15 protein-coding genes are annotated in these 14,282 nt (G+C 67.3%); 8 read left to right on the top strand and 7 right to left on the bottom strand.

All coding sequences use genetic code 11. The features are described 5' to 3' along the window. The first annotated feature begins 171 nt into the window (after positions 1-171). The 6 genes from AC4ELH_RS16705 to AC4ELH_RS16680 all read left to right on the top strand — a co-directional run bounded on the left by AC4ELH_RS16705 (position 172) and on the right by AC4ELH_RS16680 (position 5,735). On the top strand, positions 172-1,932 hold the full coding sequence (locus AC4ELH_RS16705; RefSeq protein WP_498885477.1) for a thiamine pyrophosphate-binding protein: 1,761 nt from the start codon (positions 172-174) through the stop codon (positions 1,930-1,932). Then, on the top strand, positions 1,913-2,593 hold the full coding sequence (locus AC4ELH_RS16700) for an SRPBCC family protein (protein ID WP_448445960.1): 681 nt from the start codon (positions 1,913-1,915) through the stop codon (positions 2,591-2,593). Before AC4ELH_RS16705 ends, AC4ELH_RS16700 begins: the two co-directional genes overlap by 20 nt. A gap of 9 nt (positions 2,594-2,602) precedes the next feature. After that, positions 2,603-3,640, top strand: a complete 1,038-nt coding sequence (locus AC4ELH_RS16695; protein WP_498885475.1) for a 3-oxoacyl-ACP synthase III family protein — start codon at positions 2,603-2,605, stop codon at positions 3,638-3,640. Beyond that, positions 3,640-4,671 carry a pyridoxal phosphate-dependent aminotransferase gene (locus AC4ELH_RS16690; RefSeq protein WP_498885473.1) on the top strand — a complete coding sequence of 344 codons (1,032 nt, stop codon included), beginning with the start codon at positions 3,640-3,642 and terminating at the stop codon, positions 4,669-4,671. Before AC4ELH_RS16695 ends, AC4ELH_RS16690 begins: the two co-directional genes overlap by 1 nt. Before the next feature lie 70 nt (positions 4,672-4,741). Next, positions 4,742-5,245, top strand: a complete 504-nt coding sequence (locus tag AC4ELH_RS16685) for a MarR family winged helix-turn-helix transcriptional regulator (RefSeq protein WP_055109908.1) — start codon at positions 4,742-4,744, stop codon at positions 5,243-5,245. Positions 5,246-5,297: 52 nt separating this feature from the next. Further along, positions 5,298-5,735, top strand: coding sequence for a hypothetical protein (locus tag AC4ELH_RS16680; RefSeq protein WP_498885471.1), 438 nt, complete (start codon positions 5,298-5,300; stop codon positions 5,733-5,735). Here the strand turns inward: AC4ELH_RS16680 and AC4ELH_RS16675 are convergent. Further along, positions 5,732-6,115 carry a nitroreductase family deazaflavin-dependent oxidoreductase gene (locus tag AC4ELH_RS16675; protein WP_498885469.1) on the bottom strand — a complete coding sequence of 128 codons (384 nt, stop codon included), beginning with the start codon at positions 6,113-6,115 and terminating at the stop codon, positions 5,732-5,734. The genes AC4ELH_RS16680 and AC4ELH_RS16675 overlap by 4 nt on opposite strands. Positions 6,116-6,200: 85 nt before the next feature. Here AC4ELH_RS16675 and AC4ELH_RS16670 point away from each other — a divergent pair, with 85 nt between their 5' ends. After that, a complete protein-coding gene (locus AC4ELH_RS16670; protein ID WP_498885467.1) occupies positions 6,201-6,782 on the top strand; it encodes a TetR/AcrR family transcriptional regulator in 582 nt (193 codons plus the stop codon). A gap of 6 nt (positions 6,783-6,788) precedes the next feature. On the opposite strand, the gene AC4ELH_RS16665 is transcribed toward AC4ELH_RS16670, so the two are convergent. Together AC4ELH_RS16665 and AC4ELH_RS16660 are read right to left on the bottom strand one after the other, a co-directional pair. After that, on the bottom strand, positions 6,789-7,988 hold the full coding sequence (locus AC4ELH_RS16665) for a GAF domain-containing sensor histidine kinase (protein ID WP_448445948.1): 1,200 nt from the start codon (positions 7,986-7,988) through the stop codon (positions 6,789-6,791). Positions 7,989-8,017: 29 nt separating this feature from the next. Further along, positions 8,018-8,680: a response regulator gene (locus tag AC4ELH_RS16660; RefSeq protein WP_064883226.1), complete on the bottom strand. Its 663-nt coding sequence runs from the start codon at positions 8,678-8,680 to the stop codon at positions 8,018-8,020. 104 nt (positions 8,681-8,784) lie between these two features. Between AC4ELH_RS16660 and AC4ELH_RS16655 the strand changes: the two genes are divergently transcribed. Beyond that, a complete protein-coding gene (locus tag AC4ELH_RS16655) occupies positions 8,785-9,582 on the top strand; it encodes an HAD family hydrolase (protein WP_064959390.1) in 798 nt (265 codons plus the stop codon). 90 nt (positions 9,583-9,672) lie between these two features. Here the strand turns inward: AC4ELH_RS16655 and mmsB are convergent, their stop codons facing one another. The 4 genes from mmsB to AC4ELH_RS16635 form a co-directional block, all read right to left on the bottom strand. Continuing rightward, a complete protein-coding gene (gene mmsB, locus AC4ELH_RS16650; RefSeq protein ID WP_498885463.1) occupies positions 9,673-10,545 on the bottom strand; it encodes a 3-hydroxyisobutyrate dehydrogenase in 873 nt (290 codons plus the stop codon). Positions 10,546-10,554: 9 nt separating this feature from the next. Next, positions 10,555-11,700: an isobutyryl-CoA dehydrogenase gene (locus AC4ELH_RS16645; protein WP_498886190.1), complete on the bottom strand. Its 1,146-nt coding sequence runs from the start codon at positions 11,698-11,700 to the stop codon at positions 10,555-10,557. 31 nt (positions 11,701-11,731) lie between these two features. Beyond that, positions 11,732-13,252, bottom strand: coding sequence for a CoA-acylating methylmalonate-semialdehyde dehydrogenase (locus AC4ELH_RS16640; protein WP_498885462.1), 1,521 nt, complete (start codon positions 13,250-13,252; stop codon positions 11,732-11,734). 155 nt (positions 13,253-13,407) lie between these two features. Next, positions 13,408-14,232 (bottom strand): MOSC domain-containing protein, encoded by an 825-nt coding sequence (locus AC4ELH_RS16635; protein ID WP_498885460.1) that lies wholly within the window; start codon positions 14,230-14,232, stop codon positions 13,408-13,410. Positions 14,233-14,282 lie beyond the last annotated feature (50 nt).

The following is a 14,282-nucleotide window of genomic DNA, read 5'->3' as shown; positions in this document are numbered from 1 at the left end:
CCCGGTAACAACAACCCCCGTCCTCCACTATCCCCCTCGGTTCCGGCTGATCTTGATGATGTCCTGAGCATTTCCTGCGGTGTCGCCGGGAGTTCGGACGAATCCGTCCCCACGGTGAACCGCCGCCGCCCACTGGTCGTGTCACTGGCAGAGCACGGAAGTAGGTGACACATGGTCAAGGCGCACAGGGTGGTGGACCACATCGTCGGGTACCTGGCCGCAAATGGGATCTCGCACCTCTTCGGGGTGGACGGTGCCAACATCGAGGACCTCTACGACGCGGCCTACTTTCGTGACGACATCACCGCAGTGCTGGCCAAACACGAATTCTCCGCTGCCACAATGGCAGACGGTTACAGCCGCAGCGGTGCCGGGATCGGCGTGGTGGCGGCGACCTCCGGTGGCGGCTGCCTCAACACCGTGCCCGGCCTCGGGGAGTCCCTGGCCAGCCGGGTTCCGGTGCTGGCCCTGATCGGGCAGGCACCGACGACACTCGACGGCCGCGGGGCCTTCCAGGACACCAGCGGCGACAACGGGAGCCTGGACGCGTACGCCCTGTTCTCGGCGGTCTCGGTCTACTGCCGCAGGGTTCTGAGGCCCGCCGACATCCTCACCGCGCTGCCCGAGGCGCTGGCAGCCGCCCGAACCGGCGGGCCAGCAGTCCTGTTGCTGCCCAAGGATGTTCAGCAGGCCGATGTGGCTTGCGTGGATGGAGGCGGCGTCAACGGACGAGCCAACGGGAGCGTCTACCTGGCCGGAGCAGGCATCCGCTTCGGCGATCCGCAGGTGCTCGAACAGGCGTTGCGCCGGGCCGACGGGCCGATCACGATCATCGCCGGCGAGCAGGTGGCCCGCGACGACGCTCGCGCCGAACTCGAACTACTTCGGGCGACACTGCGCGCACGGGTGGCCACCGTCCCCGATGCCAAAGACGTGGCCGGCACCCCGGGTCTCGGCTCATCCTCCGCACTGGGGGTTGCCGGTGTGATGGGGCACCCCGGGGTGGCTGTCGCCGCTGGTCAGAGTGCTTTGTGCCTGCTGGTGGGGACCCGCATGACGGTGACGGCCCGGGCCGGTCTGGACCGCGTGCTGGGCTCGGTGCCGACCTACTCGATCGGCGCCCAGGTGCCCTATCCGTCGTGCACCCATGTCCACTCGGGCGACCTGCGGGAATCGTTGACGCAGCTGGCCCGCGCGTTGTCCGGGACTGGCCGTCCGACCCAGGTCCGGGTGCCCGATCACCTGCCGCGCACCGAACTACGCACACCGGACCACCACGGCCCGGGTATCCGGTACCGCGACGCGATGGCCGTGCTCGACGCAGACCTGGCCGACGGCACCGATATCGTCGTCGACGCCGGCAACGTGGGAGCCTCGGCCATTCACTACCTGCCTGCCCGCCGTGACGGCCGCTTCATGGTGGCGCTCGGCATGGGCGGCATGGGCTACAGCTTCGGCGCCGGGATCGGGATGACGTTTCACCGCGCCGCTGACGCGGCCGCCGCCGGCACCGCCCGGCGCACCGTGGTGATCGCCGGTGACGGCTCATTCTTTATGCACGGCATGGAGATTCACACCGCGATGCAGTACCGGCTGCCGATCACCTTCGTACTGTTCGACAACCACGCGCACGCCATGTGCGTCACCCGCGAGCAGCTGTTCTACGAGGACCGCTACTCATACAACAGGTTCGGCCCGAGCTGGCTCGGCGCCGGGCTGGCCGCGATGTTCCCCGGCCTACCCGCCTACGACGTCGCCGACGTCGACCAACTGCCCCGGGCATTGGGTATGGCGCTGGACGCCGACGGGCCGTCGGTGCTCAGCATCGAGTGTTCAGCAGACGAAATCCCGCCGTTCGCAGCGTTTCTCGCCGCCGAGAGCGCCCCTTCCAATCCAGAGGAGAACAGGACCCATGTCACTGCCCGCGCTTGAAGACATCACGGTCCATCGGGGTACCCCCACCCCGCTGGACGGCCTCATCCGGATCGAGACCTCGCCCAAGGAGCAGGCCACGCCGATCATCATGGACATGATGCGGTCGGTCTACCCGCACGACCAGGTGTTCGGTCAGTACTGCACCGTCAACGACTACATCGAGTGCCCACCCGACGAGTTGTTCGACTACCTGTCCGACACCCGCTGCCTGGAGGAGTGGACCTACAGCCTGCGCGGCTTCACCCCGACCGAGGAGCCCGGGCTGTGGCTGGCCCACGACCGGCTCGGTGCCGGTCCGTCGGGCCCCGGCAGCGAGATCTACACCCGCACCGTGGCCCACCGTGACGCACTGACCGTCGACTACCACTGCGCCTGGGACCAGGGTAAGCACCTGTGGATGATCTATCTGATGCGCATCGTCGACGCGCAGGTGGTCCTCGACAAGCCGGGTTCGGTTGTGCTGTGGACGAATTGCCATCATCCGTTCTACGACGAGAACCCGTACCCGGAGACCGCACCCCCGGCGCGACCGGTATGGGTGGGGGACTTCTGGGACATGTTCGGTCCCGGCCACCTGCTGGAGTTACGAAACCTCAAGGCAATCGCCGAATACCGGCACCACAACGGTCTGTCGGTCACTCCGGCCTGGATGAAGTGAGGTCCGGCCATGACTGAACAGACACCCGTCAGCCTCATCGATGTGTCGACCTACCTGCCGGGAGACCCGATCAGTGCCGACTACTACGCCGGGTTCGCCGAAACGGACGAGCTGGCCGAGAACGTGATGTTCCGGGCGCCGCGGTTCCGTCATCACGTCGGGCCCGACGAAACCGCGATCGACATGGTGGAGCGGGCCGCCGCCGGATTGATCGAGCGGCACGGCGCAGATGTCATCGCCGGGGCCGACGTGTTGATCACTCACACCCAACTGCCCGACATGCCGTTCTACGGTGGTGGCGGCGGCATGGCCCACCGGCTGGGCATGAAGCCCAACTGGGTGATCGACCTACACAACGGTGGCTGTGCTGCGTTCGTTCTGGGGCTGAAAGTGGCGCGCACCCTGTTGCGTTCGGGTGAGGGCCGGACCGCGGTGATCGCGATCGCCCAGAACTCGGCGGGCCAGGTGTTCGATCAGGAGACCATCCGGCGTAAGGCGCAGGCGGCGGTTCCCGGCGACGGGGCCGCGGTCGGGTTGGTGACGCTGTCCGATGCGTCACCCATCCTCGACGTCGAATGCCGTACCTACGGGGAGTACGCGGGCGATATGACCGTCGTCATGGACCCCCCGCGCAAATGGTGGCAGGCCGGCCCGGGTGAGGCCTGCATCGGGTTCACCGAGAGCAAGATCACCAAGGTGCTGGCACGGGGCAACCGGCAGGTGCCCGAGGTGTCCTATACGGTCTGCGATCGAATCGGTGTGCAGCCCAAGGATATCGACCTGTTTGTCACCAACCAGCCCAACCGCGTGTTCCTGCGGAACTGGCGCGACGCATTGGAGTTGCCGCCCGAACGACACGTCGATACGTTTGATGAGTGCGGAAACCTGTTCGCCGCAGGAATTCCCGTCAACTTCGACCGGGCCGTCACCGGCGGTCGGGTGAAGGCCGGCGATACCGTGCTGATGGCCGCCTTCGCCCACGCCGGTGACTTCGCCGGCGCCGCCGCCGTGCGCTGGGGCGGCCGCGACGACGCTGGGGACGCGTGATGGTGGCTCCCCGCTCGGCACTGCTCGACGCTGTCGGGGCGCTGCCGCAGGCGGTCAACCCGCTGGCACTGTCGCTCAACGAATGCCCTTTTCCGCCGTTGCCCGCAGTGCGTTCGGCATTGCGGGCATGCGATGAGGCCGCCAACCGGTATCCGGAGTTCCTGCCACAGCGGTTGCGCTCGCTGATCGCCCGTCATGACGGGATAGCCGAGGAGCAGGTGATCGTCGGAGCCGGCGCGACCGGGGTCATCATGCAGGTGCTGCATGCGGTGACCAGCCCCGGCGACACCATGGTGATGGCGACTCCCACCTTCGACGGCTATCCGATCTTCGCCCAGATGGCCCGGTTGCGGACCGTCACCGTTCCACTCGATGAACACGGCAGGCACGACCTCGACGCGATGGCCGAGGCGGCCCGGCAGGCCAGGGTGGTGGCGGTCTGCCGGCCGCACAATCCGACCGGCACGATCGAACCGGCCGCTGAGGTCGAGCGCTTCCTGACCCGGCTACCCGCGGACACCGTCGTCCTATTGGACGAGGCATACGTGGAGTTCCTGGCCGCCGAGCACCGCATCGACGGACCCACCCTGGTCGCCAGGTTCGGCAATGTCGTAGTGGTGCGCACCTTTTCAAAGGCCTACGGTCTGGCCGGGCTTCGGATCGGCTATGGGTTCTGCGCACCGGACCTCGCCCGCGAACTGTGGCGGATGCAGTTGCCGTTCGGGATCGGGATCAGTGCCCAGGTCGCGGTCGCGGCGTCCTATTCTGCGGAAAGTCAACTGCGTCAACGTATCCGGATGATCGCCGCGGAACGGCGCTATCTGCAGATGCGGTTGCGGGCGCTCGGCGTCTACAGCACCGACGGGCAGGCCAACTTCCTGTTCCTGCCGGGCCGACCCACGCCGTGGCCGGAGGTGTTCGACGGCAGCGGACTGCAATTGCGTCACTACGCCGACGGCGGGGTGCGGATCACCGTCGGATCGCGGCAGTCCACCCGGGCGGTGCTGAGCGCGGTGACCGCTGCGAGTTGAGGACCCGGCCGGCCGGACCCGATGCGCGCAGAATGCGCGGTACCCGCGGGACGATGCGGTAAGAAGAGGCGTGACCTCGCCACCAGACAAGCGTGACCCGATCGCGCAGGCCCGCGCCAACTGGGAGGCGGCCGGTTGGGGCGAGGTGGCCGGCGGAATGGTCGCGGTGACCTCGGTGATGCGGGCCCACCAGATCCTGCTGGCCCGGGTGGAGACCGCGCTACGGCCATACGATCTGAGCTTCTCGCGGTTCGAACTGCTGCGTCTGTTGGCCTTCAGCCGGGCCGGCGCGCTGCCGATCACGAAGGCCTCCGATCGCCTTCAGGTGCACGTCACCAGCGTCACGCACGCGATCCGACGCCTGGAGGCCAATGGTCTGGTGGAACGGGTCCCGCACCCGACCGATGGGCGCACCACGCTGGTCCGCATCACCGAACTCGGGCGATCGACGGTCGAGGACGCCACGGTGACCTTGAACGAGCAGGTGTTCGCCGATGTCGGGATGTCGGACGAGCAGTCACGTGCGCTGGTCGCCTCGATCGAGACCCTGCGCCGACACTCCGGTGATTTCTGAGTCGGCTTTGTGGCTACCCCACTAGCGTTGAACGCAGTGGAGGGGAGTGTCGATGAACGCCAAACGGGTGGGTGCGGCGCTCGGCGCCGCCGCTGTCGTATTGATGGCGGCCTGTAGTCCCACGACTTCCGGGACGGCCACCGCCCCCGACGACGTCACGCCGTTCACGGCGACATCGACGGCGCCCAAGCGAACTCTGACTCAGGTCCCCAGGCCGACCACCGGCTCGCCGCGCGGTTCCGCGGGGTTGCCGCCGGAAGCGTTCGCCGAGGTCCGCGCCGCCGGCATCCAGGGTTCCGACAACGCCATCGGTGATCAGCTGATGATGGCCTGCATCATGGCCGGCGGCAGCTTCAACAAGACCAAGCAGGATGTCGTCAACGTGCTGACACAGATGGGCAGCAAGCTCCCGCCCGACGCGCTCATGACGATCGTGAACGTGGCGCTCAAGTACGAGTGCCCCGAACTCGCCGGGAAACTGGGCGGTTAATCGGCGACCTTCAGGCTGAGGAACTCCGGGGCCTTGATCACCCGGCGCAGCATGAAGCGGATGAACGCGGGCATGTCGGTGGCCTTGTCGTCGGTGTACACCTCGGGTGCGGTCAGCCGGTAGGTGTGGCGGCGCGACTCCAGTTCGCACCCGCCGGCGGCCAGTACATTGCGCACCCAGTCGGCCTGCGAGCCGTAGGTCAGCGCGATGACGTAGCCGTGCTCGCGTCGGAACGCCCACAGTGGCGTCCGGAAGGTGCGGCCGGACTTGCGTCCCCGGTGGATGACCACCGCCCACCCCGGCGCCCATGGCGCGATGAACCGGGTGAGCTTGTTCAGGCCGATCTTGTTGGCTTGGGCGACCCATCGCGGAGCGGGCATCAGATAACTCCTCAATTGTGGAATTAATGATCCGAGCGTAATCCTGGCCCGAGTAAGAAGTCAACGACTGTAGAATTTCGGGACTATGCCGCCACGTGGACGACGACCGGGACAGCCCGGAACCCGTGACGAGCTGGTGTCCACGGCCCGGCGGATGTTCGCCGAGGGTGGCTACGACAAGACCTCGCTACGCGACATCGCGGCGGCCGCACAGGTGGACCCGGCCCTGATCCGGCACTACTTCGGCAGCAAGGCCGACCTGTTCCGGGCCACCGTCGGCTGGCCGTTCGACCCAGAACAATTCAGCGGACGCATCCTCGACGAGGGCCCCGACGGCCTCGCCGAACGGCTGACCGAGGCGTTCTTCGAACTCTGGGAACATGCCGACACCCGCGCGCCCCTGCTGGCGATCCTGCGCGGCGCGGCCACCCACGAGGAATCGGCAGCCCTGGTCCGTCAGTTCATCGAGCAGCGGCTCTACCCGCAGATCGCCAGCGCGTTGCCCGGCCCGGAGGCCGAACTACGGGTGGATCTGGCCATGGGCCAGCTGCTGGGCATCGCCTATCTGCGCCACATCCTGCGTATCGAGCCGATCGCGTCGCAATCGACCGAGGAGTTGATCGCCCGCGCGGTGCCCGCGGTGCGGGCACACCTCCAGGAGAGCTGACGGCACTTACGTGATCGGGGACGGCAGCGGGATGGAGGCGGTCACGGTGGTGCCCGCGCCCGGCCTCGACCGGATGTGCAGCCGGCCGCCGACGATCTCAGCCCGCTCGGCCATCGACAACAATCCGTAGCCGCCCATCTCGTCACTTCCCAGCGGGTGCTCGAAGGTATCGAATCCTTTTCCGTCGTCGACGATTTCGAGCCGGGCCACCCCGTCGTCGACCGAGAAGGTGAGTCGGGCCCGATCCGCCTCGGCGTGTTTGATCACGTTCTGCAGGCATTCCTGGGCGATGCGGTACAGCGCCAGCTCGATATGGTCGGGCACCCGGGTCTCGGCGAGGTCGACGTCGATGGGGATCCGCGGGATCGAACGGGCCAGGCTGGCCAGTCCGCCCGACAGACCCAGATCGTCGAGCACCGGCGGGCGCAGCCCGCTGATCGCGGCCCTGGCCTCCTGCAGTGTCAGCGCCACCAGCTCGCGCGCAGCCGCCAGCTGTTCGGCCACCGTGTCCGGGTCGACCGCTCGGGCCGCGGCGTCGAGCCGGTACGACAGCGTCACCAACCGCTGGGAGATGCCGTCGTGAATATCGCCGGCCAGCCGGCGCCGCTCGAGTTCCTGCGCCTCGATCACCTGCTCGACGAAATTCTCGTGTGCGCGCTCACGCGCCACCAGCTGGCGGTGCAGTCGGGCCTGGTGCAACGCGCCTGCGATGAGCCGGCCGATCACCAACAACAACTCCACGTCGCGCGGGGTGAACTCCCGGCGGTCGACGGTGTGCACGTTCAGCACCCCGACCAGTCCACCCGGCCCGGTCTCCATCGGGACCGACACCATCGAGGTGAAGTCACGCCCGCGCAGCGATTCGAAGGGCATGTAGCGGGGATCGGACTCCTTGTCGTGGCTGATCACCACGGGCTGCCGGTGGCTGGCCACCCACCCCGAGATGCCCTGCCCGAGCGGCAGTCGGATCTTGCCGATCTCGGCGTCGAACGGCGGCGTGGCCCCAGCCAGCGTCAGGGCGCGGTCGGAATCGTCGAGCACGTGCACGAAGCACACGTCGGTGGCGGTCGACGCGGTGATCATCCTGGCGGCCGCGGCGGCCAGCGGCTCCACTCCCGGACCACTCGATGCGGCCCGGATGAGCTCACGCAGCAGCGCCAGTTCCCCCTCGGCGGTCAGCTCGATGGGGCCGGGTTCGGAGCTCACGTCGCGTCCCGGCTTCTCTGGCTCGGCGTTCACTGGTAGATGCCCTCCCGCAGTGCAGTGGCCACCGCGCCCGCCCGGTCGCTGACCCCGAGCTTGCGGTAGATGGAGCGCAGGTGGGTCTTCACGGTTTCCTCGCCGATCACCAGCTTGTTGGCGATCCCGCGGTTGGACAGGCCCGCGACCACGAAGGACAGGATCTCGCTCTCGCGCTGGGTCAGTCCCTGCCGGACGCCGGGCCAGAACTCGTCGCGTTGCAGGCGGGCCGCGGTACCGGCCGCCCGCGCCGCCATCCCCGGATCGATCGCGGTCTGCCCGCTGTGGGCGAATTCGAGCTGGCGGACCAGCTCGTCACTGCTGATGCTCTTGAGCAGATATCCCGACGCACCCACCCGCAGCGCCTGGAACAGGTATTGCTCGTCGTCGTAGACCGACAGCATGACCACCTTGCGGTCCGGGTCGCGCTCGCGCAGCACGCGGCACAGATCCAGTCCGCTGGAACCCTCCATGCGGACGTCGCACAACACGATGTCGGGGTCCAGCGTTTCGATCACACTCAGCGCCCGCTCCGCGCCGACGGCCTGACCGACCACCTCGACCCGGTCGTTGAACACAGCAAGCATGGCCTTGAGACCCTCGATGACCATTTCGTGGTCGTCGACCAGCACAAGGCGCACTGGATTGGAGGGCGCCATGGCATCACCCTAAGGGTGGTACCGCGGTCGGTAGATCAACTTGACCGGCCCAATCCCCCGTAGGGGGGACGCGCGACAGATGTGACGTGGGCCACTCTCATGTGGTGTCGTCAACACAAGAGAAGTCATGGCGGGCCGGACGGTTCTGGTGGGACTGTTCGCAGCCTGATCCGAGTGCCCATCCACTGCGTGCGGTGATCCTGGACCTCGATGCGTTGTCGGATGTGGACGTCGACGGGCATCGCGTCGTCTTCAACGCCGCCTTCGCCGCGCACGGTCTGCCCATTCAATGGGGTGTCGCGCGTTACCAGCAGCTTCTCGCGCTGCACGACGAGCGCCAGCGCGTCACCGCCGAGTTGCGCAAGCGGTGCGTGGGCCCGGACTGCGATGTGCTGACCGAGGTGCTCGCCGACGAGATCTGCATGACCAAGGACATGATGTTCGACGAGATGATCCTCGACGCCGGCCTGACGCCTCGGCCGGGTCTGGAGGACCTGATGAACGACGCGTTCCTGGCCGGGCTGCCGGTCGGGGTGGTGGCCGCAGGCCGTCGGCGCTGGGCCGAACCCCTGGTGCGCCAGCTCGTCGGGGACGGTCTGGTGGAAACCGTCGTCACCACCGACGACGTGAGTGGACCCGGCGCCGAGCTCTACCGGCACGCACTGGCCGAGCTGGGCGTGGCAGGCCACGACGCATTGGCCATGGTGGGCTCGGTCGCGGGCCTGCGGTCGGCCAACGCCGCAGGGATGGCGGGCGTCGTGATCGACCCCGACGCCAGTCCGGTTTCACCCGGCGCGGTTGCGGTGCGGCCGGACTTCGCCGGCCCCGATGCGCTGCGGCTGCCGGCCTGCCAGCGCCTGCACACCCAGTGGTGGGTTCAGCGCAGCCCGACTGCTGCATAGGTTTTCGCGCCGTCCGCGTTCGTAACCGGGTGGCGGCGAAACGCGGATTTCATCGCCACCCGGTTACAAACGCGGGCCGACGCGGTGCCGTCAGCTGCGGAGCGTCTCGATCACGGCGCTGAAGTCCTTGTCGGCATTCGACTCAGCGAATTTCGCGTAGATCTCCGCCGCATGCGTGCCCAGCGGTGCCGATGACCCCGTGGATTCCACGGCCGCCATCGCCAGTCCGAGATCCTTGTTCATCAGTGCCGTCGCGAACCCCGGCTTGAAATCATTGTTGGCCGGGGAGGTCGGAACCGGCCCGGGCACCGGGCAATTCGTGTGAACGGCCCAGCAGTTGCCGGTCGCACCGGTGATCACGTCGAACAGTGCCTGTTTGTCCAGACCGAGCTTCTCGGCCAGGACGAATGCCTCTCCGACGGCGATCTGCTGCACCGCCAGCACCATGTTGTTGCACACCTTGGCGGCCTGGCCGGCGCCGGCGGCACCGCAATGGATGATCTTGCCCGCCATGGGTTCGAGCACAGGCCGCGCGGCATCAACTGCTTCATCGGCACCGCCGACCATGAACGCGAGCGTGCCCGCCACCGCACCCTTGACCCCGCCGGAGACCGGGGCGTCGAGCTGGGCGAAGCCGTGCTCGAGGGCAACCTTGTGCACCTCGCGAGCGTCGTCGACGGAGATCGTGGAACTGTCGATGAACAGGGCTCCGTCGGCGGCGGCGGGCAGCACCTCGGCGTAGCAGCTCTTCACCAACGCCCCGTTGGGCAGCATGGTGATCACCACGTCTGAACCGCTCACTGCCTCGGCGCCGGTGGCGAACACGTTGACGCCGTTGGTCTTTGCCGCCTCCTGCGCGGCAGGCACCGGGTCGAAACCGCGCACGGTGTGCCCGGCGGTGACCAGGTTGGCGGCCATCGGCCCGCCCATGTTGCCCAGCCCCAAGAACGCGATCGTGCTCACGTACGTCTCCTATGCAGAGTTGCGGGCGCGGCTCGATTCCGAGCGACCGATGACCACGCGCATGATTTCGTTGGTGCCCTCAAGGATGCGGTGCACCCGCAGATCCCGGACGATTTTCTCCAGACCGTACTCACGCAGATAGCCGTAGCCGCCGTGTAACTGCAGCGCCTGATCCGCCACCTCGTAGCAGGTGTCGGTGACATACAGCTTGGCCATGGCGCACAACGTCACCTTGTCGGGGTGGTTTGCATCCAGGGCAGACGCAGCTCGCCACAACATGTTTCGTGATGTTTCCAAACCCATGGCCATGTCGGCGAGGGTGAACCGGATGGTCGGCTCGTCGAGCAGGGCCCCGCCGAACGCCTGCCGGTCGGCCAGGTAGCTCAGCGCCTTGTCGTAGGCGGCCTGTGCTCCGCCCAGTGAGCAGGCGGCGATGTTGATCCGCCCGCCGTTGAGCCCGTTCATCGCGATGCCGAACCCGGTGCCCTCGGTGCCGCCGAGCAATGCATCGGCCGGAACCCGGACCCCCTCGAAGATCACCTGTGCGGTGGGCTGGGCGTTCCAGCCCATCTTCTGTTCCTGTGCGCCGAAGCTCAGCCCGGGCGCGTCCTTTTCGACGACGAACGCGGAGATGCCCTTCGGGCCGTCCGCTCCCGTCCGGGCCATCACCACATATACATCCGAGCTGCCGGCCCCCGAGATGAACTGCTTGACCCCGTCCAGCACATAGTCGTCACCGTCGCGCACGGCCCGCGTCCGCAGCGCGGCCGCGTCCGAGCCGGCACCCGGTTCGGTCAGGCAGTAACTGGCGATGGCCTCCATCGACGCCAGCCTGGGCACCCAGGTCTTGCGTTGCTCCTCGGTGCCGAAACTGTCGACCATCCACGCGCACATGTTGTGGATGGACAGGAACGCCGCCAGGGTGGGGTCGGCGACTGCGAGCTGCTCGAAGATGCGTACCGCATCCAGGCGACGCAGCCCGCTGCCGCCGGCGTCCTCGTCGCAGTAGATGGCGCCCATGCCGAGTTCGGCCGCCTCGCGCAATACGTCGGTGGGGAAGTGATGGGTCTCATCCCATTCCAACGCGTATGGCGCGATGCGCTTTTCGGCGAACGCGGCCGCCGTGTCGGTGATGACACGGTCGTCCTCGCTCAGGCTGTACGGGTCGTTCAGATTCACGGGTTGGCTACTTCATGGTCGGGATGACGAACTCGGCGCCATCCTTGATGCCCGACGGCCACCGCTCGGTGACGGTCTTGGTCTTGGTGTAGAACAGGATCGAATGCGGCCCGTGCTGGTTGAGATCGCCGAAACCGGAACGCTTCCAGCCGCCGAAGGTGTGGTAGGCCACCGGAACCGGGATCGGCACGTTGACGCCCACCATGCCGACCTGCACGCGTGAGACGAAATCGCGGGCGGCATCGCCGTCGCGGGTGAAGATCGCCACGCCGTTGCCGTACTCGTGCTCCGACGGCAGCTTCAGCGCCTCTTCGTAGTCATGCGCCCGGACGATGCACAACACCGGGCCGAAGATCTCGTCGGTGTAGATCGACATGTCGGTGGTGACGTTGTCGAACAGGGTGGGGCCGATGAAGTAGCCCTTCTCCAGGCTCGCGTCACCGAAAGTCAGCTCGCTGCTGGCCCGTTCGCGGCCGTCGACCACGAGTTCGGCGCCGGCCTCGACGCCCTGGCCGATGTAGTCGCGCACCCGCTCCAGCGCGGCGCCGGTGACCAGTGGCCCGTAGTCGGCCTTGGGATCGAGGCTGTGCCCGACCCGTAGCTGGTTGACCCGCTCGACGAGCCTGGCGCGCAGGCGGTTCGCGGTCTCTTCGCCGACGGGTACTGCGACACTGATCGCCATGCAGCGCTCGCCCGCGCTGCCGTAACCGGCGCCGATCAGCGCATCGACGGCCTGATCCAGATCGGCGTCGGGCATCACGATCATGTGGTTCTTCGCACCGCCGAAGCACTGGGCCCGCTTGCCGTGCGCGGCCGCGCCCGAATAGATGTACTGCGCGATGTCAGAGCTGCCGACGAAGCCGACGGCCTTGATCTCGGGGTGCTCGAGGATGGCGTCGACGGCTTCCTTGTCGCCCTGCACCACCTGGAACACACCGGCGGGCAGACCCGCCTCGATGAACAGCTCGGCCAGCCGCAGCGGCACCGAGGGGTCGCGCTCGGAAGGCTTGAGCACGAACGCGTTTCCGCATGCCAGCGCCGGGCCGGCCTTCCACAGCGGGATCATCGCCGGGAAGTTGAACGGGGTGATGCCCGCGACCACGCCCAGGGGCTGGCGGATCGAGTACACGTCGATGCCTGTGCCCGCGCCCTCGGTGAACTCGCCCTTGAGCAGGTGGGGGATGCCGACCGAGAACTCGATGACCTCAAGGCCGCGCTGGATGTCGCCGTGTGAGTCCGCGACGGTCTTGCCGTGCTCCAGGGACAGCATCTCGGCCAACTCGTCGGCATTCTGGTGCACCAGTTCGATGAACTTCATCAACACCCGGGCGCGGCGCTGCGGGTTGTAGGCGGCCCATTCTTTCTGGGCCTCGGCGGCACCGGCGACGGCGGCGTCGACATCGGCGGCCGACGCCAGGACCACCTGTGCCTGCACCTCGCCGGTGCTGGGATTGAGCACATCGGCGGTACGGGTCGACCCGGCGGTGGTGCGCTGGCCGTTGATGAAGTGGGGAATCTGTGTAGTCATGACATTCCGTCCAGGATTGTGCGCAGTGGTGGCAACTCGGGGCTCACCCGAGATACTTGGATATCCTAGTAATTGGTCGGAACCTTTGGCAAGGGTTCTGGTGGTCTGCTGTGCGGTCTCGGCACGGAACCACACGCATCACCGTGGGAGGTGGGTCAGTCGAGCGAGACCGGGTCGCCGATCTGCAGGGTGCCTGCGGCGAGCACCTGAAGGTACGTGCCGGCGCACGGCAGAAGGCCGAGGCCGAAGGCGTCGACCCGATTCTCGGCTGCGGGAGTCCGGAGCGCGTGTGGCGCCCGGGGTAGAGCACCGTGCTCGAGGGTCGGAATGACGCAGCGGGGAGTTGGTCCCATGGCCCGTAGCCGCACTCCGCCCACGGTGAGGATCTGATCGGTCCACTCGTTCTCGGCGTATGCGGGAAAACCGGGTGGCGTGGCGATCACCAGATTGGGCCGGTAGCGCGCGGCCTCGACGCCGATGCGCTCGAGGGTCGCGGTGGTGATCGCATGCACAGGAGCCAGATCGGTGAAGGAGTCTCCCGGGGTTGCCAGACCCAGCTCCAGGATCGGAGCGTCGACCTCTGCGTCGATGCCTTTGTCGAGCACTTGATCGGGGTCTGCGCGCTCGATGGAAGCGCCGGCGGGCCTGCTGTCGATCAGTCGGACCGACCGCCCCACGAACTGTGACAACACGTCGTCGACACCGTCCTCGTCGGTCGTCGTCGTGCTGCCGTCCGGTAGGTGGATGCGTACGCGCCGCTGTTCGGTGACAGCGCCGCACGACAGGAGCGTCCGCCATAGCCGGGCCTGCTTCGCGCTCGCCACCCGGCCGCTGGATTCGTCGATGAGTGCGAACTTTCGGTCACCCTCTGCTCCGCCGGCGTTGACGGACAACGTTTCCACGCTCTCCCCGAGCATTGACTTGATCGGATACCGGTACAGGCTCTCGACCCGCATGTGCACAGCTGCATCGGCGCTCATGGACCGAAGATAGCCGGGCCGGGCGGCATGGCGGGCTGCCTGTTTAAATT

The organism is Mycobacterium shunyiense, from assembly GCF_058270075.1.
Note: the sequence above shows the minus strand (reverse complement) of the source record. Positions and strands in the feature narration are given on the sequence as shown.